The sequence below is a fragment of the uncultured Arthrobacter sp. genome (genome assembly GCF_964021775.1).
GTDB lineage: Bacteria > Actinomycetota > Actinomycetes > Actinomycetales > Micrococcaceae > Arthrobacter.
In genome coordinates this window covers 26,758-49,190 of record NZ_CAXHZI010000010.1, presented here as the reverse complement: position 1 = coordinate 49,190, position 22,433 = coordinate 26,758, and the positions used below count along the sequence as shown (strand labels likewise).

The following is a 22,433-nucleotide window of genomic DNA, read 5'->3' as shown; positions in this document are numbered from 1 at the left end:
TTTGCGGAGATTACTGCTGGCAAGGCCAACCCGGGTGCCGGCGGCACGGGCGTTTAACCGCAAGCGGGCGGTCTGGTTGCTACCGGCGCTGGTCGTGGGGCAGTTCCTGCAGGACGGCGGTCAGCGGCGCGCGCCGGACCTGTCGGGCGTCCTGCTGGCCGCTACCGCGCTGGCGTTTATGGCCTTGGAAATCACCGCGTCGCTGGGCTTCCCTGGCGGATCAGGCGCAACATCTTGCCGCATTGGCTGCCGTACGTTGGTGACTTCGTGGCCGGCCGAGCCCTCAGGGACGTTAGGCTGAGCGGACGGTCTCTTGCCGCCGCCATTGGCGTCGCAGCCGGTTTGGCCGCGCTCCTGCTTTGGCAGTACGGACACCGGGGACAGGTCAGGGTGCTGAACGTGGTGTCGCCGGTTAGCTACCTCTCACTGACCGTGATGACGCTGCCCGTGGCGGTCTTCCTGTCGGGCAGGTCGCTGTTCGGCCGGATCAGGCCTGCTGCCTCGGCCGGGCGGATGCTGGTCGCCCCTCCGGGGCATCTTTCGGTGTGTTCCTAGTTCATCTGCTGGTCTTCGAGGTCATTCGGTTGAACGTTCCGGCGGTTTATGACGGCAAGACGTTCGCAGTGGGCCTCGCGGGCTACGCCGCCACCCTGGTGGCCAGTTTTCCCCTCGCCGTCCCCGCCTCCCGCATTCGTTTCCCTGCGGAGCATTTTCTAGCGGCCGGACTTCACCTCCGCCCCGCCTCCGGGTCCGGGCAGGCGTGTGGGGGCTGCCCGCCGTCTGGAATGATGGAAACATGACTGCCTTGCCCCGAATGCTTATCGTTTCCTTTTCACCGATCCGGTCAGATCCGCGTGTGCTCAAGCAGGTGGGCCTGTTCAGCGGCAAGTATCACCTCATCACCTGCGGCTACGGGGCCGCGCCCGATGGCGTGGATGAACACTTCGCCTTGACTCCGGATGCGGTCGGCTGGCCCTCTGACAAGATCGGACTGTTGGGTCGCCGCTATAAGCGCGCCTACGGCCAAATACCGGCTGTCCAGCAGGCTCGAAAGTTGCTCACCGGTGTCCCACTGGACGTCGTACTCGCCAACGATCTGAACACCCTGCCGCTGGCCTTGGAACTGGAGCCGAAATACGGCGTCCACTCTGATCTGCATGAGTTTGCGCCGAAGGAAAAAGAGGCGGACCTGAAGTGGCGCCTGTTTGTTGCACCCTACATGCGGTGGCTCTGCCGAACATACCTGCCCCGGGCGCGCTCAATTACCACGGTGGCTCCCCGGATTGCGGCGCAGTACACCAAGGACTATGGAGTGGCTGCGCAGGTGGTTACCAACGCAGCGCCTTTCACGGAGGGGACGCCGCAGCCCGTCGGCGAGACCATCAAGCTCATACACAACGGTGCTGGCCAGCGCTATCGCAAGCTGGAGAATCTCATTGAAGCGATGCGCAGCGCGCCGCCAGGGGTTGAACTGGATATTTTCGTCATGCCGAATGAGCCGGACTATATTGCAGAATTGAAACAGACTGCCGCTGACGTACCTTCGGTAAAGTTCCGCGATCCCGTGCCGTACACCGAGCTTGTGGAAACCTCGAGGCACTATGACGTCTCGTTGGTCTTTCTTCCCCCGACGACCTTCAATTTGGAGAACTCTCTGCCCAACAAGTTCTTCGAAGCGGTCCAGGCCCGTCTGGGAGTGATTGTGGGGCCCTCGCCTTCGATGGTGGAAATAGTCAAGCAGTACGGTTTTGGCACCGTCACTCCGGACTTCTCCCCGGACGCCCTGGCCGCGACGATCCAGTCGCTGGACCGCGGCCAGATCATGGAATGGAAGCGGGCGGCCGACCGCGCCGCCGAGCCGCTGGCAGCCGAGTCGCAGCTCAAGATCTGGGAAGCTGCGATCCGCGCCTTGCTGCCGGCCGCCGAGTCCGCAGCTTCCTGAGCCGCGGCCCCGGGCCGGGGCGGGCTGGCTGCCCCAAGGCTTCCTAGGGCAGCCAGCCCGCCGACGTCGCGGCCTTGTACCCGCTGTTGCGCTTGGGCGCCCCGGCATAGAACCACAGGGTGCCGTTCTGGTTGACAGCGGCCAGGTCCGGCAGGCGGTCGCCGTTGAGGTTTCCCGCGCCCAGCAGGATGCTGTAGGCGTTCCAGCCTGACGTGCCGATTTTCACTCCGGCATGGTAGCCCGGGCTGGCCGCCGAAACCGTGCCCGTGCCCGCGTAAAACCACAGGGTTCCATCCGGGCGGATACCGGCGAGGTCGTTGAGCCCGTCTCCGTCGAAGTCCTGGACGCCGGCAACGGAGTGGAAGCCGGACCACCCGGACCGGCCGATCTTAACCGCCGGTGCGTATCCCTCGTCGGTCGAGGAGACGCGGCCGGTGCCGTGGTAGAACCAGAGGGAACCGTCCGGGCGGATGCCGGCCAGGTCGTTCCTGCCGTCTCCGTCCAGGTCATGTGTGGCGACGAGCCTGCTGTACACGTTCCAGCCCGAGCCCACTTTCCGGGCGGGGGAGTACCCTTCACGGCCGGCCGACAGGTCGCCTGTTCCCGCGTAGAACCAGAGGGTCCCGTCGGGCCGTACGGCCAGGAGGTCGCTCTTGCCGTCGCCGTTGATGTCGCCGGTGCCGACCAGCTTGGTATAGATCTGCCAGCCGGAGCCAATCTGGCGGCCCGTCGCGTAGCCGTTGTCGCCGGTGGAGGCGTAGAACCAGAGGGCGCCGTTCTTGGCCACGGCCAGGAGGTCGGGACGGCCGTCGCCGTTGAAGTCCTGGACGGACTCCACGATGGTGAAATTGTTCCAGCTCGATTTGCCGATGTTGACGGCGGGTTTGTAGCCGGCTTCGTTCATGCCCGTCCCGGCATAGAGCAGCAACGAATTGTCACGCCGCCGGGTCAGCAGGTCCGCCTTGCTGTCGCCGTCGAGGTCCCCGGTACCGAGCAGGTCAAGGACATCGTTCCAGCCCGAGGTGCCGATGCGGGTGCCCGGGGCATAGCCTTCGTTCGTTGTCGAAACGGTGCCTGTTCCGTCGTAGAACCACAAGCTGCCGTCGGCTTTGGTGGCGACCAGGTCGTTGCTCGGTTTGCCGCCGAAGTTCCGCACCCCGACGATGTTTGTGAACACATTCCAGCCGGATGAGCCGATTTTCCGGGCGGCCGCGTAACCGCTTTGGGTCGAGGATACGGTTCCGGTGCCGGCAAAGAACCAGAGGGTCCCGTCCTTGCGGGATGCGATCAGGTCGCTTTTCCCGTCCCCGTTGAAGTCCCTGGCGCCGGTGATCTGGCTGAAGGTGCCCCAGTCGGGACTGCCGATCTTGACGGCGGGAGCATAACCCTGGTTGCCGGAACCCACGCTGCCGGTTCCCGCGTAGAACCACATTGAGCCGTCGGGCCTGATCGCGACGAAGTCGTTCCTGCGGTCGCCGTTGAAATCTCCGACCCCGATGATGCGGATGTAGACCTTCCAGCCGGTGCCGATCCGGACCGGGCTCGCGAAGGCGCCGCGCCCGTTGCCGGGGTAAAACCACAGGGCACCGTCGGCGCGGATGCTCAGCAGGTCATTCAGTCCGTCGCCGTTGAAGTCGTCCACGCCGGTGTTCAGGCTGGGCCCCGAGTTGAAAGCGAAGCGCCGCAGCCCCTCGTAGTCGCCGTTCCAGACGTTGGAGTCGCCTGCGAAGGGGCCGGACTCGCTGTACTGCCAGAAGGAGAAGGCGCTCCAGCTGGCGGGCAGCGGGCCGGCGTAGTTGCTGGCCGAGCTGGGCCAGTAGGCGGTCCACAGCGGGTAGTCGCCGAAGCCTGCCGCGTCGGCGGTGCACTGCTTCCACCATGAGGTGTTGGTGTAGATCATCGGAAGCCGCCCGGTCAGCGACTTCATGGTGTTCCCAAAATCCCGCACCCAGCTGGCCAGCTGGCTGGGTGACCGGTCGTAGCAGCTGTTGCCCTGGTAGAAACCGTCGATCGTTTGCCCGGCGTAGGGGTTGGCCTCAAAGTCCAGCACGGGAGGAAGGGTGTAGCCGTCGGCGCTCCAGCCTCCGCCGTTCTGGACAAAGATCCTGGCCTGGTCCGCACCGGAGGAGGCCAGCGGGTTGGCGAAGTGGTAGGCGCCCCGGATCATTCCCACCTGCCGGGCGCCCTGGTACTGCGCGGCGAAGGAAGGGCTGGTGTAGTAGTTGCCTTCGGTGGCCTTTACATAGGCGAAGCGTGCGCCCAGATTCCACTGCGTCTGCCAGCTGACCCCCGACTGGTAGTAACTGACGTCCAGACCCTTGACGCCGAACGACGGCGACCAGGTACCCTCGGTGGCCGGAGACGATTCGGCCTGCGCCGCGTGCGATCCCTTGCTGCTCTGGCCCATCTCGGCGCCGCCCGGTCCCGCCGCCGCCGCCATGGCCTCGCGGAAAGTGGTGGCGGTCGATGGCGCAGTGGGCACCGGAGCCGCCGTCGCCGTTGGGGAGGCCGTCGGCGTCGGGCTCGCTGTCGCCGGCACCGCCGTCGGGGTCGCCGTTGCCGTGGCCGGCGCCGGCTCGGCCACCGTCCCCGTGACGCTCGCGGCTGGGGACGGCGCGGGGGCCGGCGTCGTGGCGTTCGCCGGCACCGGGAGTGCGGCCAGCGAGAGTGCAGCGGCGGCAAGGCCGGCAGCGAGGGGTTTGACAAACGGAGTGCGTCGTCTTGCCGGGTTCGGTTTCATGGGCGTCTCTCCGGAGCGATGGCGTGCTGTGCACAGCACGCCATCTGGTTCGCGATGACCGGTCGTCCGCATATTCGGGCACCGTTAAGTCAATTCGGTTGGGTCTTGACGCGGCCACGTTAGCACCGGGTTCCCGGTGAAACCAGAGTTGCCAGTGTTAGTCCTGTTACTTGTGACCATTCCGTTGTGCGGCCCGTCGCGTCTCGGCCGCCGCGGGGCAACTTAGACTGGAACCCATGAAGGTATTGGTTACCGGCGGCGCCGGCTACATCGGATCCCACACGACGCTCTCGCTCCTCGAGGAGGGGCACGAGGTGGTTGTCCTCGACAACCTGATGAACTCCAACGCGGAGTCCCTGCGCCGTGTGGAGCAGCTCACGGGCAAAAGCGTGGACTTCCGGGAGGTCGACCTGCTGGACGCCCCCGCCGTCGACGCCGTCTTCGCCGAGGGCGGCTTTGAGGCCGTCATCCACTTCGCCGGGCTCAAAGCCGTAGGGGAATCCGTCGAGAAGCCCCTGATGTACTACCAGAACAATGTGGTGGGCACCCTCAACCTGCTGCACAGCATGGACGCCGCCGGGGTACGCCGCCTGGTCTTCAGCTCCTCCGCCACCGTGTACGGCGCCTCGGAGGAGGTCCCGCTGATCGAAAAGGCGCCGCTGGATGCCACCAACCCGTACGGCCGCACCAAGGAACAGATCGAGGACATCCTCTCCGACCTGGGTGCCGCGGACCCGCGCTGGAGCATCGCGCTGCTGCGCTACTTCAACCCGGTGGGCGCGCACGAATCCGGCCTGATCGGCGAGGACCCCAGCGGCATCCCCAACAACCTGCTGCCGTTCGTGGCCCAGGTGGCCGTGGGGCGGCGCGAAAAGGTCATGGTCTTCGGCAACGACTACCCGACGCCGGACGGCACCGGGGTGCGCGACTACATCCACGTGATGGACCTCGCCGCCGGGCACCTGGCCGCGCTGGGCTACCTGGGCAACAGGGTGGGCGTGTACCGCTGGAACCTTGGCACCGGCCGCGGCTCCTCCGTGCTGGAAGTCATCGAGGCGTTCGGCAAGGCGGCCGGACACCCGGTGCCCTACGAATTCGCCCCCCGCCGCCCGGGCGACGCCGCCGTCAGCTACGCCGATCCCTCCGCCGCGCTCGCCGACCTGGGCTGGTCCGCGCACCGGAACCTGGCGCAGATGTGCGAGGACCACTGGCGCTGGCAGAGCAGGAATCCGCAGGGTTACGCCGCGGTCGCTGAGACCGCCGGAGTGGCCGCGGATTAGCGTCCCCGGCGGCCGCCCGTTCCAGGGCGGGGCCGCCGGGCACTTATCCACAGCTGCCGGCCGGGCTCTTGTCTGATTGCCGCACCTCCTCTAGTTTTAACCCCAGTTGGACTGCCCCAGGGGGATGGGTAGCGGCCATGTTGGGGGCACCGTGGAAGCCGTGCGCATCGTCGAAGGCGAAGTCCGTGAGTTGATCCGTCGCCGCGGGCTGGACCCGCTGCGGCAGAGCGGTGAAGTCCGCCGCCTGGTGGAGGAAGCGATCAGCGACTACGACGAGCGTGCGCTGCTGGCGCCGCTCCCGCCGATCGGTCCGCTGGAGCAGGCCCGCAGATTCGTCTTCGACGCAGTGGCTGGTTTCGGCGCGCTGCAGCCCTTGCTCGACGACCCGGCCATCGAAGAGATCTGGCTCAACGCCCCGGACGAAATCTTCGTGGCCCGCAACGGCGAATCCGAGCTGACCTCGATCGCCCTGACCGACCAGCAGGTCCGCAACCTGGTCGAACGCATGCTCAAGAGCTCCGGACGGCGGCTGGATATTTCCTCGCCGTTTGTGGATGCTGCCCTCCCGGACGGTTCGCGACTGCACGTGGTGATCCCGGATGTGACGCGGCGGCACTGGGCGGTCAATATCCGCAAGTTCGTGGTCAAGGCCAGCCGGCTCGAACACCTGGTGGAACTGGGCACCCTGACGCCGCAGGCGGCCCGCTTCCTGGGGGCCGCCGTCGCAAGCGGGCTCAACATCCTGGTCTCCGGGGCCACCCAGGCCGGCAAAACCACCATGCTCAACTGCCTGGCCGCCAGCATCGGCACCCGGGAGCGGGTGGTCACGGTGGAGGAAATCTTCGAACTCCAGTTCCCGCTGCGCGACGTGGTGGGACTCCAGTGCCGGCAGCCGAACCTGGAGGGGGAGGGCGAGATCCCCATGCGGCGGCTCGTCAAGGAAGCCCTGCGGATGAGGCCGGACCGGCTCGTGGTCGGCGAGGTCCGCGAAGCCGAAAGCCTGGACATGCTGATTGCCTTAAATTCAGGCCTTCCGGGAATGTGCACGATCCATGCCAACTCGGCCCACGACGCGGTCACCAAGATCTGCACGCTGCCGTTGCTGGCCGGGGACAACATTTCCAGCGCTTTCGTCGTCCCCACCGTCGCGTCCTGCATCGACCTGGTGGTCCACTGCAGCCGGCAGCCCGGCGGCCGGCGGCAGGTCACGGAAATCCTCTCGCTGGGACGCAGGGTGGAAAACGGCATCATCGAGTCGTCCATGGTGTTCGACCTGCACGACGGGCAGCTCCACGCGCAGGCCAATTCCATGCCGGCGGCGGAGAAGTTCGCCCGCTCCGGGTACGACGTCGCGGCGCTTCTGGAGCAGCGCTGATGGCGCCGCTGCTGGGGGTGCTCGGCGGCACCGGACTGTTGCTGATCTGGTGGTCGGCCTGGGAACAGCCGCAGACGGCCAAACGCCGGCCGCGGGCCAGCCGGCTGGAAGACCTCCTGCGCGCCGCCGGCATTGAAAAAGTCAGCCGGCTGGGCCTGGTCGCGACGTGCGCCGGCGTCGGCGCCTCCGTTACCCTCGTGTTCTACGCGGGCACCAGGTCCTGGCCAATCTCCGGCTGCTTCGGCCTGTTCGGCGGCTGGCTGCCGCTGGGTGTGGTCAAATGGCGCGCCCGGAAGCGCACAGCCATGCTCCGGGAGCTGTGGCCCGACGTCGTCGATCACCTCCGCTCCGCCATCCGCGCGGGCTTGTCGTTGCCGGAGGCGCTGATCCAGCTCGGCGAGAAGGGTCCGTCGGAGCTTCGGCCGCTGTTCCGCGACTTCGGTGCGGACTACCGGGCGGGCGGTCAGTTTGATCCCGCCCTGGGACGGTTGAAGGAACGGCTCGCCGATCCGGTTGCTGACCGGATCATCGAGGCGCTCCGGTTGACCCGGGAGGTGGGCGGATCGGACCTCGGCCGGCTGCTGGGCACGCTGGCCGAGTTCCTGCGGGAGAATGCCCGGACCAGTAGCGAGCTGGAGGCCAGGCAATCCTGGACCGTCAATGCAGCCCGGCTCGCCGTGGCCGCGCCCTGGATTGTGTTGGTGCTGATGGCCAGCCGGCCGGAAGCAGTGGCGGCCTACAACTCGCCCGTGGGCGCAGCGGTACTGATCGGTGGGCTGCTGGTCTCGATGTTCTCGTATGCCATGATGCTGCGCATCGGTGCCCTGCCGCAGGACGAGCGGGTGCTCCGGTGAACGGGCTGATGGCAAGCGCCGTGGTCTGTGGCGCAGTCCTGGGCGGCGGCCTGTGGCTGATGCTGGTGCGGCTGCCGTTCCTGCGGCCGGTCAGCTTCGCGGACCGCATCGCGCCGCAGCTCAAGTCCCACAGCCTGGAATCGCGGCTCCTGCACACGGCGCCCGGGAACGTCACGCCCTTCGGGCCGCTTGAACGGATCCTGCGGCCGGTGGTCCGCGACGGGGTCAGGAAGCTGGGCAGACTCAACCCGGGCTCGACGGCGCTCACCCGCCGCCTTGCCCGTGCCGGCAGCAGCAAATCCGCGGTGGATTTCCGTGCGGAGCAGCTGCTGTGGGCGGCCGGCGGCTTTGCGGCAGCCGCGGGGATCGTGTTGCTCGGAGGAGCCGCCGGGCGCTTTAATCCGCTGTTCGCCGTGCTGATCGTGCTGGGCGCGGGACTGGCCGGCTTCCTGTGCCGGGATTACGCGCTGGGGGCACAGGTCAGGAAACGGGAGGCCCGGATGATGGCGGAGTTCCCGAGCGTGGCCGAGCTGATGGCCCTGGCAGTCAGCGCGGGGGAGAGCGCCACCGGTGCCCTGGACCGCGTCGGCCGCAGGACGCAGGGGGAGCTGTCGAAGGAGTTTGCCCGGGTGCTGGCCGATACCCGGGCCGGCAAGCCGTTGGCTGAGGCCCTGCAGGAGTTTTCATCCCGGACGGAGCTGGGCCCGCTGGTCCGGTTCGTCGATGGGCTGATCGTGGCGGTGGAACGCGGCACGCCGCTCGCGGAGGTCCTGCGTGCCCAGGCCCAGGACGTGCGGGACACCGCGAAGCGGGAACTGATGGAGTCAGCCGGCAAGAAAGAAATAGGCATGATGGTGCCCCTCGTCTTCGGGGTCTTGCCGCTGACAGTGGTGTTCGCCGTGTTCCCGGGGCTGGCGGCCATCAGCCTGGGGCTCTGAGTGGGCAGAACAAGGCAGAGGAAGTATCCGCATTATTCACGAGCAGGAAGTGCAACATTGGACGAAGGGGAAACAGTGAAGACTATCGGTATCCGCACGTTGTTACTGGTCCGGCTGGCGGGGATGCTGTTATGGGGTCGCACAGCAGGGGGCACGCAGCCGGGCACGCTGGCCCGGCGGCCGCGCGGGAGCCGGGGCGGCAGCGAACGCGGTGACGTTCCGGGCTGGGTGATGATCACCCTGATGTCGGCCGTCCTGGTCGCCGCCCTGCTGGCGCTCGCAGGCCCGGCGCTGGAGGGGCTCTTCAACCAGGCCATGCAAAAAGTCGGGCAGTAGGCGGTGGAGACGGCCGGCAGGCGCGGGCGCGCCGGCCGGGACGGGGAGGACGGAGCGCCTCAAACCGGCCGGGAACGCGGTTCCGCCGTGGTGGACTTCGTCCTCGTCGGCAGCCTGCTCACGGTGTTCTTTCTAGCCATCATCCAGCTCGCCCTGGTGTTGCACGTCCGGAACACGCTGGTCGACGCGGCAGCCTCCGGTGCCCGCTACGGCACCCTGGCCGACCGCAACGCCGCGGACGCCACCGACCGCACCACGCAGCTGATCGGGGTGGCCCTCACTCCGGACTTCGCCCGGGACGTCAGCGCCGGGGAGACCACCTACGCGGGCATCCGCACGCTGGAGGTCACCGTCCGCGCCCCGCTGCCGGTCATCGGCCTGATCGGACCCCGCGATCTGCTGGAGGTGAAGGGGCATGCCGCGATTCAGCCGTAGCGGCGACGGCGCCGGGCCGGGTAGCCACGACGACGCCGAGCGGGGGAGCGCCGTCGTCGAATTCACCTTCCTGTCCCTGCTGCTGATGGTGCCGGTGGTGTACTTCATCATCACGATCGGGCAGCTGCAGGGCGGCTCCTTCGCGGTGGTCGGCGCGGCGGAGCAGGCAGCGAAGGTCTTTGTGGCGCAGCCGGACGCGGCGGGCGGCCGCGCCGCCGCCGAGCAGGCCGTGCAGCTGGCGCTCGCCGACTACGGCCAGGCGGCGGACAACGCCAGCCTCGAAACCAGCTGCGTCCCGGCCGACTGCACGGCTGCCGGCTCCGCCGTCACCGCCACCGTCCGGCTGACGGTGCCGCTGCCGTTCGTGCCCTTCAGTGACGCCCTGCGCCTCGACGCCGGCCACCTCAGTGCTTCGGCCACCCAGATTGTCGGGCGGTTCCGGTGACCCTCCGCCCGCCCGTCCGGCCGGCGGGACGCCAAGACGGTCAGGACGGCCAGCTGATGGTCCTGATTATCGGCTACGTGTTGCTCGCCCTGCTGGTGGCCACCGTCGTCGCGGCCGCGTCCAGCGTCTACCTGGAACACAAGAAACTGCTGTCCCTCGCGGACGGCGCCTCCGTCGCAGCAGCGGACAGCTTCACCCTGGGGCAGCTGCAAAGCGCCTCCGGAAGCCCCACCGCCATCCTCAGCGCCGGCCGGGTGCGCAGCACCGCCGTGGACTATCTGAACCGCAACGGAGCGTTCGCGCGGTTCAGCGGACTTGCCGTCGGCCCGGCAACGGGCAGCCCGGACGGCGCTACCGCCGTCGTGGCGCTCAGCGCCGCCGTCCACCCGCCGGTGGTCAACTTCCTGGTTCCGGATGGCATCCGGATCGAGGCGACGTCGACGGCGCGGTCCCGCCTGACGCGCTGACCGGCCCCCCGCCCGGGCAACCCGGACAGACCCCGGCCAGGACAGGGGACAGTCACCGGGCGGGAGCGTCCATGGCGGATAGCGTAGGCTTGAAAAACCATGGCAAACATTGATTTTCCCGCAGAAATCCGCGCGCTGCGCGCCACCTACGCCTCGATCGAGAACGTTTCGAATGTCGAGGCGCTGAAGGAAGACATCGCCGAACTGAGCGAGCGCGCCGGCGAGCCGAACCTCTGGGACGACCCCGCGGCCGCCCAGGTCATCACCTCCAAGCTCTCGCACAAGCAGTCGGAGCTGGAGCGGCTGAACAAGCTCGCGGCCCGGATCGACGACCTCGAAGTCCTCGTGGAGCTCGGCCAGGATGAGGACGACGCCGCGTCGATGGGGGAGGCCGCCGCGGAACTCGAGTCGATCCGCAAGGCGCTGAAGGACCTCGAAGTCGTTACGCTGCTCTCCGGTGAGTTCGACGAGCGTGAAGCCGTCGTCACCATCCGGGCCGGCGCCGGCGGTGTGGACGCCGCGGACTTCGCCGAGATGCTGCTGCGGATGTACCTGCGCTGGGCCGAACGCCACGGCTACCCGACCACCATCATGGACACCTCCTACGCCGAAGAGGCCGGGCTGAAGTCCGCCACCTTCGAAGTTAAGGCGCCCTACGCCTTCGGCACGCTTAGCGTCGAGGCCGGCACCCACCGGCTGGTCCGGATCAGCCCCTTCGACAACCAGGGCCGCCGCCAGACCTCCTTCGCCGCCGTCGAGGTCATTCCGCTGATCGAGCAGACCGACTCGATCGACATCCCGGACAACGAAATCCGCGTCGACGTCTTCCGCTCCTCCGGCCCGGGCGGCCAGTCGGTCAACACCACGGACTCCGCCGTGCGCCTGACCCACATCCCCACCGGCACCGTGGTGTCCATGCAGAACGAGAAGTCGCAGCTGCAAAACCGTGCGGCCGCCCTGCGCGTGCTGCAGTCCCGCCTGCTGCTGCTCAAGAAGGAGCAGGAAGACGCGGAGAAGAAGGCATTCGCCGGCGACGTGAAGGCCTCCTGGGGCGACCAGATGCGTTCCTACGTGCTGAACCCGTACCAGATGGTCAAGGACCTCCGCACCGAACATGAGGTAGGCAACACCTCCGCGGTGTTCGACGGCGAGATCGACGACTTCATCGACGCCGGCATCCGCTGGCGGACTGACAACCGCAACGCCGAGAAGTAAGCCTGTAGCAAGGGCCGAATCCCGCGACACACCCCCGCGCTCCGGCTGCTGCGCGGTTACCCGTGCGTATAGTCGAGGGGCCGGTGCCCTACTTCCCCCAAAAGAAAGCCCGCGCCCCGGCGGCAGAACTGGTCTGAAAGATGCCCGGCTCCTGCAGGGTACTTAGGGTCATGATCCGTTTCGAAAATGTCACCAAGGTCTACGACCAGAAAGCGCGGCCGGCGCTGGACTCGATCAACCTTGAGATCGACCGCGGCGAGTTCGCCTTCCTTGTGGGGGCCTCCGGCTCCGGCAAATCGACCTTCCTGCGCCTGGTGCTGAAGGAAGACCGTGCCTCCTCGGGCGCCGTCTACGTCGCCGGCCAGAACGTCGCCAAAATTTCCAGCTGGCGGGTACCGCGGCTGCGTCGCGGGATCGGCGTCGTCTTCCAGGACTTCCGCCTGCTGCCGCAGAAAACCGTGTTTGCCAACGTCGCCTTCGCCATGCAGGTCATCGGCCGGAGCCGCAGCGTCATCCGCGAAACTGTGCCCGAAGTCCTCAAGACCGTGGGCCTGGAGGGCAAGGAAAACCGGCTGCCGCACGAGCTCTCCGGCGGCGAGCAGCAGCGCGTGGCGATCGCCCGCGCCGTTGTCAACCGTCCCGGCATCCTGCTGGCCGACGAGCCCACCGGCAACCTGGACCCGACCACGTCCATGGGCATCATGGGCGTCCTGGACAAAATCAACCAGAACGGCACCACCGTGGTGATGGCCACCCACGACGACGACATCGTCAATGAAATGCGTAAACGCGTGGTGGAACTGCGCAACGGCGTCATCATCCGTGACGAGGCCAAGGCCCTGTACACCTCGATGATCCCGGTGGTGGGGCAGTCCCGCCGGTTGCGGGATGCCAGCGGCCGCGGGCCGTCGGCTGCTGAGGCAGCCGGCCGCGGCCAAGCCCAGCCCGCCGGGGAGGGCGCACTGTGAGGCTCGCTTTTATCCTGGCCGAGATCGGCAGCGGCCTGCGCCGCAACCTGTCCATGGTGGTGTCCGTCATCCTGGTGACCTTCGTGTCCCTGACCTTTGTGGGCGCCGCCGGCATGCTGCAGCTGCAGATCAACCAGATGAAGGGCTACTGGTACGACAAGGTCCAGGTCGCCGTCTTCCTCTGCAGCGACGGTTCGACGGCGCCCGGCTGCGCCACCGGCCCGGCGACGCCGGAGCAGCAGGCCAACCTGCGCAAACTGCTGCAGTCCCCGTCCGTGGCCCAGTACGTCAACGATTTCCAGTTCGAATCCAAGGACGAGGCGTACAAGCACTTCAAGGAACAGTTCTCCAACTCGCCGATCGTCGACTCTGTCACCCCGGACCAGCTTCCGGCCTCCTTCCGGATCAACCTGAAGGACCCGGAAAAATACGAGGTCATCAGCGAGAACTTCTCCTCCCAGGCCGGCGTGGAATCCGTCATCGACCAGCGGCAGCTGCTGGAACGGCTCTTCTCCGCAATGAACGCCGCCTCCCTGGTGGCGGTCAGTGTGGCCGGTGTGATGATTGTCTGCGCCATCCTGCTCATTGCCACCACCATCCGGCTCTCCGCCTTCAGCCGCCGCCGCGAAACCGGGATCATGCGCCTGGTGGGCGCGTCCAAGATGGTGATCCAGCTGCCCTTCATCCTGGAGGGCGTCATCGCGGCCGTGATTGGCGCGGCCCTGGCTTCCGGCACGCTGTGGGCCGTCGCCCACTTCTTCCTGGGCGGGGTCCTGTCCAAGCAGTATCCGGACACGGCCTTCATTTCCCCGGCCCAGACGCTGCTCCTGGCACCGGCCCTGGTAGGCCTTGGTGTGCTGCTGGCCGGCACCTCATCTCTCCTGACCCTCCGCCGCTACCTGCGGGTCTAGCTTTGCGCAACGAAGAGGAACGCTCATGAAACCGATGCTCCGACGCGCCGATCCGGCCCGCCGTGCCCTCCGCCGCGGCCGCCTGGTCAGCGCCGCCGTGGTGCTGGTCCTGGCCGCCAACCTGGGCGCCTCGACCCCGGTGGCGTTTGCCGACACCCTTGAGGACCAGCAGGCTGCCCTGCGGGCCGAGGCCGAGCGGGTCCAGCATTCGCTGGAGTTCGTGGACGCACGCATCGCCAAGGCCGCCGGCGACCTGGTGATCTACCAGGGCCAGCTGCCCGGCGCCCAGCAGGCGCTGCTTGACGCCCAGGGCCGTGTGGCCGGTGCGGTCAAGGAGGTCGAAGCCCTCGCCGCCCGGGTGGACCTGGCCCAGCAGAACAAGGCCAAAATCACCCAGCAGCTGGCGAATGACCAGAAGAAGATGACCGACACCCGCAAGCTGATCGGGCAGATCGCCACCCAGGCCTACAAGTCCGGCGGCGTACCCTCCAACCTCTCGCTCTTCTTCGGCTCGAACAACGGCAGCCTGACCGACACCATCGACCTGGCGGACCAGGCGCTGCGCAGCCAGAACTCCGCGATGGACAAGTTGAGCCAGCAGAACGCAACGAACGTCAACTCCCAGGCGCGCCTGCAGGCCGTGGAGGCCGAAATCGCGGACCTCAAGGCCAAGGCCGACGCCGCGCTGGTCCGCGAACAGGCAGCACGCGACGAGGCGGCGGCCAAAAAGGCCACGGTGGACAAGCTGATCGCCGACACCACCCGGCTTAACAGCCAGCTGCAGGCAGCCAAGCCAGCCATCCAGACCCAGCTCGCTCAGGTCAAGTCCCGGCAGGACGCCGTCGCAGCCGAAATCGTCGAACGCGACCGGAAACTGCGCGAGGCATGGGAAGCCGAGCAACGCCGGATCGCGGCGGCCCGCGCCGCCGCGGCCGCCGCGGCAGCCCGGGCCCAGGGCCAGATTGCGCCCCGACCGGCGCCTTACGTCCCGGCGCCGCCCGGGCCGGTATCGGCCTTCGGCCTGCGCAGCCCGTTCAACGGCGTCCCGATCACCTCGGGCTTCGGCTGGCGTGCGACGCCGCCGGGCACCATCGACTTCTACGGCCAGGGCGGCTACATGCACACCGGCATCGACTTCGGCGCCGCCTGCGGCACCCCGGTCTACGCCCCGGCCGCCGGCACCGTCTTCTCGGCGGGGTGGGGGAACGACGGCGGCGGCAACCACGTGAAGATCTCGCACGGCGTGGTGCAGGGCAACTCGCTGACTACGATCTTCTACCACAACTCCTCCGTGGTGGTCTCGTCAGGCCAGCAGGTCAGCCAGGGGCAGCTGATCGCCTACTCCGGAACCACCGGCAACTCCACCGGCTGCCACTCGCACTTCGAGACCTGGGTCAACGGCCAGGCAGTCGACCCGATGGGCCTGCTCTAAACTGGAATAGACCCGATCCATCGACTAAGGAGTTTTACCGTGCCCAAAGAAAGTGGCCGGAAGGTAGTGGCCACCAACCGCAAGGCCCGGCACGACTACCACATCATGGATACCTATGAGGCGGGCATCGCGCTTATGGGCACCGAAGTGAAGTCCCTCCGCGAGGGCCATGCCTCGATGGTTGACGGCTTCTGCACCTTCTATAACGACGAGTTGTGGATGGAGGGCATCCACATCCCCGAGTACCACCAGGGGAGCTGGACCAACCACGCCGCCCGCCGCCGTCGCAAACTGCTCCTGCACCGCGAGGAGCTGACCAAGATCTCGCACAAGATCCGCGAATCCGGTTTCACGATCGTGCCGCTGCAGCTGTACTTCGTCGACGGCCGCGCGAAGGTGGAGATCGGCGTCGCGCGCGGCAAGAAGGAATACGACAAGCGCCAGACGCTGCGCGAGCAGCAGGATAAGCGCGAGGCCCTGCGTGTCATGCGCGAGCGGAACCGGCGCTAGGTGAGGCCGCGCCGGAACCCGCGGGAATGAATCCGGTGGGCCTTGCGTTATGATTGGTAGTCCGGGAAGGAACCGGCTGAACCCGCGAAGGCGGATCGGCGGGGAACCTGATCGGTTTGATAAAAAAATACGGGGATGATCGGTTTCGACGATGTTAGTCGCGACAGGTGAAGCGGGCCGAGGATGCAGAATTATCTCGTAAACGCTGTCTGCAAACCAATAAGTGCCGAATCAAAACGCACTGACTTCGCTCTCGCTGCCTAAGCAGTAAGACAGTCCGTCAGCCCGAGGTTGCTATTGCCCCGGATCCTGGCGTCATTTAGATAGCCACTGCTGTTTACCTCCGTCATCGGGGTGAACGGGACTCTTTGATGACTGGGCCCGGATCAGCCACCTGTTTGCAGGATGGCTGGGGCCGAGAAAATCCGACGCAAACTGCGCCCGGAGAAGCCCTGACAACACGACATCGGACGGGGGTTCAATTCCCCCCATCTCCACTCACGGGAGCCCCGGCAACGGAAAGCTCCACCCCGTAGCAAAAGGCCGGAAGCATCAGCTTCCGGCCTTTTTGTTGTGCCCGCCCATGTTCTGTGGTGCGGGGCTCTCTGGTGCGGGCGGCAGTCAGCGCTTCTTAATGTGCGCCACCGGATCGGTGTGCTCGTCCACGATGTGCTTGGCCTTCTTTTCGGCCCGTTTTTCCTTGATGGTTTTGACCGGCTTCTTACTCAGGTGCCGGTGCGGCGACTTGTCAGGCATTGCGCGCTCCCTAAAGGTGGGGGCCCGGGATGAGCCCGTGCTTTTAAGGCTACGCCTCGGGTACCGCGACGTCCACGATGCCGATGAAGCGGCTCCCGACTCCCTCGTACTCGCTGCGGACTTCCCCGGCGCCGAGGGCGGGCAGCTCGTACGGGGCGTGGTGGGCGCAGCAGACGTGGCTGAACTCCGGCCACCACTTCTTTGGCCGGGCCGCCTCGGAGAATCCGCAGACAGCGCAGGTCAGCTGGACCCAGACCGGGCGTTTGCCGGTCCGGTTCGCTTTCGACTGAACGAGCCAGGCCGGCGGAGCGTCCAGCAGTTCGCCCAGCTCGGCGTCGGTCAGGCGGGACGGAAGGCCGTGACGGTGTGCCATTTCCAGCGGAATATCAAGGATCTGGGCAGCTTCGCGTCGTGTAACCATCCCTCAACTTTACGGGATCCGGGCACCCCGGCCGATCCGCAGGCGCCCGGTGCTAGGCTCATCCCAAACCCGGTGCCCCGCCGTCAGGCAGGCAGTGAGGAAGGCAACAGCCATGTCCGGCACCCCCGCCGCAGCCTTGTCCAGCCTTGAAAAGCGCGTGCTGTACGTGGCGATCATCGCGTCCTTTATGGCCTTTCTGGACGGTTCGGTGGTCAACCTTGCCCTCCCGGCGATCGACCGGGAACTCGGCGGCGGCCTGGTGGTCCAGCAATGGGTGGTGGACGCCTACCTGCTGACCCTGGGAGCGCTGATCCTGGTGGCCGGCTCCCTCTCGGACCAGTTCGGCAGGGTGCGGGTCCTGCAGTGGGGCCTGGCCGGTTTCACCGCCACCTCCGTGCTCTGCGGCCTCGCCTGGAGCGGTGAATCGCTGATCCTGGCGCGCGGCCTGCAGGGCGTCGCGGGTGCCCTCCTGGTGCCCAGTTCGCTGGCCCTGATTGTGACGGTCTTCAGCGGCCCGGCCCAGTCCGCCGCGATCGGCAAATGGTCGGCATGGACCTCCGGCGCCATCGTCGCCGCCCCGGTGCTGGGCGGGATTTCGGTGGACGTGTTCACCTGGCGGCTGATCTTTTTCCTCAACATCGTCCCCGCGTTAGCTGTCTGGCCTGCGCTGCGCCGGCTGCGTGAACTGGACCTGGAACGGGCCCCCGGCAGCACGATCGACGTCACCGGGACCGTCCTGGCTATTGTCGGCCTCGGCGGGGTCGTCTACGCCTTCATCGAACGCGGAAGCCTGGGCTGGGGCGCCCCCCAGGTCTGGCTGCCGCTGGTGCTGGGCGTGGCCGGTCTCACCGGGTTCCTGCTGCACGAGCGGCGCACCCCGGCCCCGATGATGCCGTTACGGCTGTTCGCCATCCGCAACTTCGGCTGGGGCAACATCGCCACCACGGTGATCTACGGCGCGCTGAACCTCGGATTTTTCGTCCTGGGGCTTTTCCTGCAGCAGGTGGCCGGCCTGGGTGCCACCGCCGCCGGCTTCGCCCTGCTACCGTCCACCGTGATTTTGCTGCTCCTGTCGGCACGCATGGGGACACTTTCCGGCCGCTACGGCCCGCGCTGGTTCATGACGGCGGGGCCGTTGCTATGCGCGGCGGGTTTCCTGATGCTGCTGGGCGTCGGCCTGCCGCTGGACTATTTCGCCGAGGTCTTCCCCGGGCTGGTGGTCTTCGGGATCGGCCTGGCCGTGACCGTGGCGCCGCTGACGGCAGCGATTTTGGGCGCCGTGGACCCCGCGGAAGCCGGCATCGGCTCGGCCGTGAACAACGCCGTCGCCCGCATCGCGGGGCTGGTGGCCATCGCCTTCGCCGGGCTAATCACCGGTCCGGTAATCACGACGGCGGGTCTGCACGGCACGGCGGCCGTCACCGCGGCACTCTTCATCGCCGGAGCCGCAGCGTCCGCCGTCGGGATCCGGAACCCGCCACGGGACGGTGGGGACAGTGGGGACAACCGGGACGACGGGGACAACGGAAACGAGGGGGACACCGGGGGAGCGGAGGCGCCGGCGTAGCCGCCGCACAACTGCTGGCGGCTACGCGGCGCCGGCCGTCAGGTCGACGCCGGCCATCCGGAGCCCGCGGCGCGCCAGGCGCGGTCGATGCCTTCCAGGGCAGCGGCCGGAAGCGGTCCGCGGGCGGCGGCCGCGATGTTCCGGCGCAGGTGGGCCAGTTTGGCCGTGCCGGCAATGGCGGTCTGCACCCCGGGCGCGTACACCGTGAAGCGCAAAGCGAACTCGGCCCAATCCAGGCCGTCCGGGTCCAGTCCCAGAGCCTGAAGCCGTTCCCAATAGAGTTCTGCATAGTTCCCGGTGGGCCGCTCGGTGAACCGCCACGGCGCGTTCGCAATCGGCCGTTTGGCGATCACCCCGAGGTCGGACCGCCGGCCGAGGACGTTCCGGAGATTCCACTGGTCGGCGATGTTGACGCTGGTTTCGATCGCCCCGAACCGGCCGGAATCGACGGCGTAGGCGAGCGGCTCGTTGTCTCCGCTGTAGCCCGCGACGCCGATCTTGCCGGCGGCCACGGCCTGGTCCAGGGTGTCCTGCAGGTCACCGCGTTGCAGGATGTCCAGCGGGCAGGAGTGAAGGTAAAAGACGTCGATCCGCTCCGAGCGGGTCAAGCGCAGCGACTGTTCGATGCTCCCAAGCACGCTGCCCGGCGACCAGTCTGGTTGACAGTTGATCCCGGCCCCGCCCTTGGTTGAGAGCACGAACTCATCCCTGCGGTGGCCCAGGTGCCGGCCGATCCGCTCTTCGCTCAACCCGTAACTGGCGGCGGTGTCGATCAACGTGACGCCCAGATCCAACGCTCCGTTGAGCACCTCGGCGGCTTCGGCCTCGGTGACGTCGCTTTCGCCGATCTGGCCGGCCCCGAGGCCCACGATGGAGACCTCGATTCCAGTGTTTCCAAAGGCTCTTTGCTCAAGCATTCTTTCGCTCCTCCTGGCCGGCGACGCTGCAGCCGGAGTGGGCGGCGTCGCTGTGCACCCAGAGCGCGGAGGCCACCTCGTCGGCGAGGTCGATGTCGCGCAGCGCTGACCCTGCGCCGATCCGGACCACGAGCGGGCCTCCGAACGGTTTCCTGCCCAGGACCTCGACGTCGGCGTCGAGGTCGATCTGCTCGGCGGCGAGGTAGCGCAGCAACTCGGGGTTCTCGTCGCTGATCCGGGTGATCCGGCCGGTATGGCCCTCGTCGAGCTCGCTCAGCCGGTAGGCCGGCGGCATCAGGACCGAGCCGTCGGCGGCGGGAATCGGGTCGCCGTGCGGGTCCCGGACCGGGTTGCCCAGTTTGGCGGCCATCCGCTCGATGAAGGTGTCGGAGACGGCGTGTTCCAGCAGCTCCGCCTCGTCGTGGACCTCGTCCCAGCGGTAGCCGAGCTCCTGCACCAGGAAGGTCTCAATCAGGCGGTGCCGGCGGACCATCGAGAGGGCCAGCCGCACGCCGTCCTCGGTCAGGGTGACGGCGCTGTACGGCTTGTGGTCCACCAGGCCCTGATCCTTGAGCTTGCGGACCATCTCAGAGACGGAGGAATTGGCGACGCCGAGGCGCTGGGCCAGCTGGGTGGAGGTGATCGGCTTGTCCTGCCACTCCGTGAAGGAGTAGATGACCTTGACGTAATCCTCTATCGAGGAGGAGGGCGGGCTGGTCTTCACAGCCCCAAGCCTACCGTCCGGCGGCGCCGGTGAACGTGAGCCACAGCAGGACCAGGTTCAGTGCCACCACCAGGACCACGCTGACGATCGCGGCGACGCGCAGGATCATCCCGTCGGCGAAGCGGCCCATCAAAGACTTGCTGCTGGTCAGCACCACAAGCGGAACCAGGACGAACGGGATCCCGAAGCTGAGCACCACCTGGCTGAGCACGAGCCCCCAGGTGGGGTCGAAGCCCACTGCCAGCAGGACCACCGCGGGGATCAGGGTGAGCACCCGGCGCGTCATCAGCGGAATCCGGATCTTCAGCAGGCCCTGCATGATGGTGCCGCCGGCATAGCAGCCCACCGAGGTGGAGGCCAGGCCGGAAGCGAGCAGGCCGACGGCGAACACCACACCCACCACCGGGCCGAGGTTGGCCGTGATGGCAGCGTGGGCGCCCTCGATGGTGTCCGTTCCCTCCTCACCGCCGAGCGTGGACGCGGCCAGCAGCAGCATGCCGATGTTGACGATACCGGCCACAGCCAGGGCCGCGACGACGTCCCAGCGCGTGGCCTTGACCAGCCGCGCCATCGCGTGCGGCGGGACGAGGAGGTGGGGGTTCGGGCGGTGCCGGTCCCGGGAGAGTGCGGAGTGGACGTAGATGGCGTGCGGCATCACGGTCGCGCCGAGCATGCTCGCGGCCAGCAGCACCGTGTCCGGGCCCTGGAAGCCGGGCACAAGTCCGGCCACCACGCCGCCGGGATCGGGCGGGCTGATGAACAGTCCGGCCAGGAAGCCGACGGTGATGATGCCGAGCAGGAAGATAATGACGAACTCAAACGGCCGCTGCTGGTTCCGGCTCTGCACGGCGAGCAGGGCCATGGAAATGCCGCCGACGATCACGGCGCCGAGGGGCAGGGGGAGGCCGAACAACAGGTACAGGGCGACGGCGCCGCCCACCACCTCGGCGAGGTCGGTGGCCGCCGCCACGATTTCGGCCTGGACCCAGAAAGCACGGCGCCACACCGGCCGGAGCCGTTCGCCGAGGATCTCGGGAAGGCTTTTGCCGGTGACGATGCCGAGTTTGGCGGACTGGTACTGGACCAGCACCGCCATCACGTTGGCCGCGACGAGGACCCAGACGAGCAGGTAGCCGTACTGCGCCCCGGCCGTGAGGTTAGCGGCGACGTTGCCGGGATCCACGTAGGCGATGGCGGCCACGAACGCCGGGCCGAGCAGGCCCAGCAGGGCACGGCGGCGGCCCCGGACCCTGCGGGCGGGCGGCGGCCCCGCGGGGCGGGGTTCGTGTCCGGTGACGTCCAGCACTGCGGCTCCCATGAAGTTCCAGGGTGCCTACACACAAAAGTTAGGCACACCGAAATAGTAGGCGCGGCATGCCCCCAGCGCAATGCGGGAACCTCAGGCCCGGGCGGCGCGCCAGCTTTGCGTCAGGTAGGGGAGCGGCAGGAGCTCGCCGGGAGTGTGCCCGAGGTGCTCGTGCAGGTACCAGTCGAGGTTGCCGAGGACCTTGGCCCGGGTGGCCTCGCCTGCCCGCAGGAAGTAGCTGCGGGACTTGGCCAGTTCCATGAGGTCCTGGCTGGTGACGGGATCCTCCCAACGGGTGAGGTGGCTCTGCAACCCGGTGAATTCCGGTCCCAGCGGCGGTCTGAAGTCGGGCTTGTGGACGTCCCCGGCGTGCATGATCCGCGAGAGCCGGTGCACCCACGGGACCGAGGTGTCGAGTTGGTTCCAGATCAGGCCGAGGATGCCCTGCGGGCGCAGGATCCGGGCAGCCTCGGTGCTGGCCAGCAGGGGATCACACCAGTGCCAGGCCTGGGCCACCGTGACCAGGTCGAACGCCCCGGACGCCAGTCCCGTGTGTTCGGCGGTGCCCTCGACGGCGGTGACGTCCGGCAACGTGCGGCGCAGCTGTTCCAGCATGTCCGGGGACGGGTCCACGGCCACGGTCTTCAGTCCCCGTTCGACCAGGAGCGCCGTGAACTTGCCCGTGCCGGCGCCCAGGTCGGCGGCGTCCCGGGCCCCGGCGGGGATCAGCCAGTCGGCCGAGTCCGCGGGGTAGCCCGGCCGGACCCGGTCGTAGTGCTCGCCGCCGTCCTGGAAGCTCTGGCCGAGCTCCTGCCGCCGGTGGTGGTGGAGTTTGGGGCCGCCGCATGCCACGTGCGATCTCCTTCGGCAGCAATAGGTAAGTACCCTCCGAAT

At 67.6% G+C, this 22,433-nt stretch carries 22 protein-coding genes and 1 other RNA gene; 16 read left to right on the top strand and 7 right to left on the bottom strand.

Annotated features, from left to right (window positions below):
• Positions 1-796: 796 nt before the first annotated feature.
• A complete protein-coding gene (locus ABIN76_RS10605) occupies positions 797-1,942 on the top strand; it encodes a glycosyltransferase family 1 protein (protein WP_346959679.1) in 1,146 nt (381 codons plus the stop codon).
• Positions 1,943-1,985: 43 nt separating this feature from the next.
• On the opposite strand, the gene ABIN76_RS10600 is transcribed toward ABIN76_RS10605, so the two are convergent.
• Positions 1,986-4,682: a GH25 family lysozyme gene (locus ABIN76_RS10600; protein ID WP_346959678.1), complete on the bottom strand. Its 2,697-nt coding sequence runs from the start codon at positions 4,680-4,682 to the stop codon at positions 1,986-1,988.
• A 236-nt stretch (positions 4,683-4,918) separates the two neighbouring features.
• Between ABIN76_RS10600 and galE the strand changes: the two genes are divergently transcribed.
• From galE to ssrA, 14 genes are all read left to right on the top strand, one after another.
• On the top strand, positions 4,919-5,962 hold the full coding sequence (gene galE, locus ABIN76_RS10595; protein ID WP_346959677.1) for a UDP-glucose 4-epimerase GalE: 1,044 nt from the start codon (positions 4,919-4,921) through the stop codon (positions 5,960-5,962).
• A gap of 151 nt (positions 5,963-6,113) precedes the next feature.
• Positions 6,114-7,337, top strand: a complete 1,224-nt coding sequence (locus tag ABIN76_RS10590; protein WP_346959676.1) for an ATPase, T2SS/T4P/T4SS family — start codon at positions 6,114-6,116, stop codon at positions 7,335-7,337.
• Entirely contained in the window at positions 7,337-8,191 is an 855-nt protein-coding gene (locus ABIN76_RS10585) for a type II secretion system F family protein (protein WP_346959675.1), read from the top strand. The genes ABIN76_RS10590 and ABIN76_RS10585 overlap by 1 nt, the downstream gene beginning before the upstream one ends.
• A gap of 8 nt (positions 8,192-8,199) precedes the next feature.
• On the top strand, positions 8,200-9,129 hold the full coding sequence (locus ABIN76_RS10580; protein ID WP_346959674.1) for a type II secretion system F family protein: 930 nt from the start codon (positions 8,200-8,202) through the stop codon (positions 9,127-9,129).
• Positions 9,130-9,204: 75 nt separating this feature from the next.
• Positions 9,205-9,465: a hypothetical protein gene (locus tag ABIN76_RS10575; RefSeq protein ID WP_346959673.1), complete on the top strand. Its 261-nt coding sequence runs from the start codon at positions 9,205-9,207 to the stop codon at positions 9,463-9,465.
• A gap of 90 nt (positions 9,466-9,555) precedes the next feature.
• Positions 9,556-9,900, top strand: coding sequence for a TadE family protein (locus ABIN76_RS10570; RefSeq protein ID WP_346959728.1), 345 nt, complete (start codon positions 9,556-9,558; stop codon positions 9,898-9,900).
• Positions 9,881-10,345 (top strand): hypothetical protein, encoded by a 465-nt coding sequence (locus ABIN76_RS10565; RefSeq protein ID WP_346959672.1) that lies wholly within the window; start codon positions 9,881-9,883, stop codon positions 10,343-10,345. The genes ABIN76_RS10570 and ABIN76_RS10565 overlap by 20 nt, the downstream gene beginning before the upstream one ends.
• A 56-nt stretch (positions 10,346-10,401) precedes the next feature.
• A complete protein-coding gene (locus ABIN76_RS10560; RefSeq protein WP_346959671.1) occupies positions 10,402-10,812 on the top strand; it encodes a pilus assembly protein TadG-related protein in 411 nt (136 codons plus the stop codon).
• A 99-nt stretch (positions 10,813-10,911) separates the two neighbouring features.
• Complete coding sequence (gene prfB / locus ABIN76_RS10555) at positions 10,912-12,027, top strand: peptide chain release factor 2 (protein WP_346959670.1); 1,116 nt, start codon at positions 10,912-10,914, stop codon at positions 12,025-12,027.
• A gap of 170 nt (positions 12,028-12,197) precedes the next feature.
• The gene (gene ftsE / locus ABIN76_RS10550) at positions 12,198-12,995 is read left to right on the top strand and encodes a cell division ATP-binding protein FtsE (RefSeq protein ID WP_346959669.1); all 798 of its coding nucleotides are present in this window, start codon (positions 12,198-12,200) and stop codon (positions 12,993-12,995) included.
• Positions 12,992-13,906 (top strand): permease-like cell division protein FtsX, encoded by a 915-nt coding sequence (ftsX, locus tag ABIN76_RS10545; protein WP_346959668.1) that lies wholly within the window; start codon positions 12,992-12,994, stop codon positions 13,904-13,906. Before ftsE ends, ftsX begins: the two co-directional genes overlap by 4 nt.
• Before the next feature lie 25 nt (positions 13,907-13,931).
• A complete protein-coding gene (locus ABIN76_RS10540; RefSeq protein ID WP_346959667.1) occupies positions 13,932-15,338 on the top strand; it encodes a peptidoglycan DD-metalloendopeptidase family protein in 1,407 nt (468 codons plus the stop codon).
• Positions 15,339-15,377: 39 nt separating this feature from the next.
• Entirely contained in the window at positions 15,378-15,848 is a 471-nt protein-coding gene (gene smpB / locus ABIN76_RS10535; protein WP_175321881.1) for an SsrA-binding protein SmpB, read from the top strand.
• A gap of 131 nt (positions 15,849-15,979) precedes the next feature.
• Positions 15,980-16,348: a transfer-messenger RNA gene (gene ssrA, locus ABIN76_RS10530) on the top strand.
• A 121-nt stretch (positions 16,349-16,469) separates the two neighbouring features.
• Here the strand turns inward: ssrA and ABIN76_RS10525 are convergent.
• Positions 16,470-16,604: a hypothetical protein gene (locus ABIN76_RS10525; RefSeq protein WP_268760372.1), complete on the bottom strand. Its 135-nt coding sequence runs from the start codon at positions 16,602-16,604 to the stop codon at positions 16,470-16,472.
• Positions 16,605-16,653: 49 nt separating this feature from the next.
• A complete protein-coding gene (locus ABIN76_RS10520; protein WP_346959666.1) occupies positions 16,654-17,025 on the bottom strand; it encodes a hypothetical protein in 372 nt (123 codons plus the stop codon).
• 112 nt (positions 17,026-17,137) lie between these two features.
• Between ABIN76_RS10520 and ABIN76_RS10515 the strand changes: the two genes are divergently transcribed.
• On the top strand, positions 17,138-18,592 hold the full coding sequence (locus tag ABIN76_RS10515; protein WP_346959665.1) for an MFS transporter: 1,455 nt from the start codon (positions 17,138-17,140) through the stop codon (positions 18,590-18,592).
• 38 nt (positions 18,593-18,630) lie between these two features.
• Here the strand turns inward: ABIN76_RS10515 and ABIN76_RS10510 are convergent, their stop codons facing one another.
• The 4 genes from ABIN76_RS10510 to ABIN76_RS10495 form a co-directional block, all read right to left on the bottom strand.
• Complete coding sequence (locus ABIN76_RS10510) at positions 18,631-19,509, bottom strand: aldo/keto reductase (protein ID WP_346959664.1); 879 nt, start codon at positions 19,507-19,509, stop codon at positions 18,631-18,633.
• Positions 19,502-20,233 carry a metal-dependent transcriptional regulator gene (locus ABIN76_RS10505; protein WP_346959663.1) on the bottom strand — a complete coding sequence of 244 codons (732 nt, stop codon included), beginning with the start codon at positions 20,231-20,233 and terminating at the stop codon, positions 19,502-19,504. The genes ABIN76_RS10510 and ABIN76_RS10505 overlap by 8 nt, the downstream gene beginning before the upstream one ends.
• Positions 20,234-20,243: 10 nt before the next feature.
• Positions 20,244-21,551 (bottom strand): Nramp family divalent metal transporter, encoded by a 1,308-nt coding sequence (locus tag ABIN76_RS10500; protein ID WP_346959662.1) that lies wholly within the window; start codon positions 21,549-21,551, stop codon positions 20,244-20,246.
• Between the two features lie 81 nt (positions 21,552-21,632).
• A complete protein-coding gene (locus tag ABIN76_RS10495; protein WP_346959661.1) occupies positions 21,633-22,391 on the bottom strand; it encodes a class I SAM-dependent methyltransferase in 759 nt (252 codons plus the stop codon).
• Positions 22,392-22,433 lie beyond the last annotated feature (42 nt).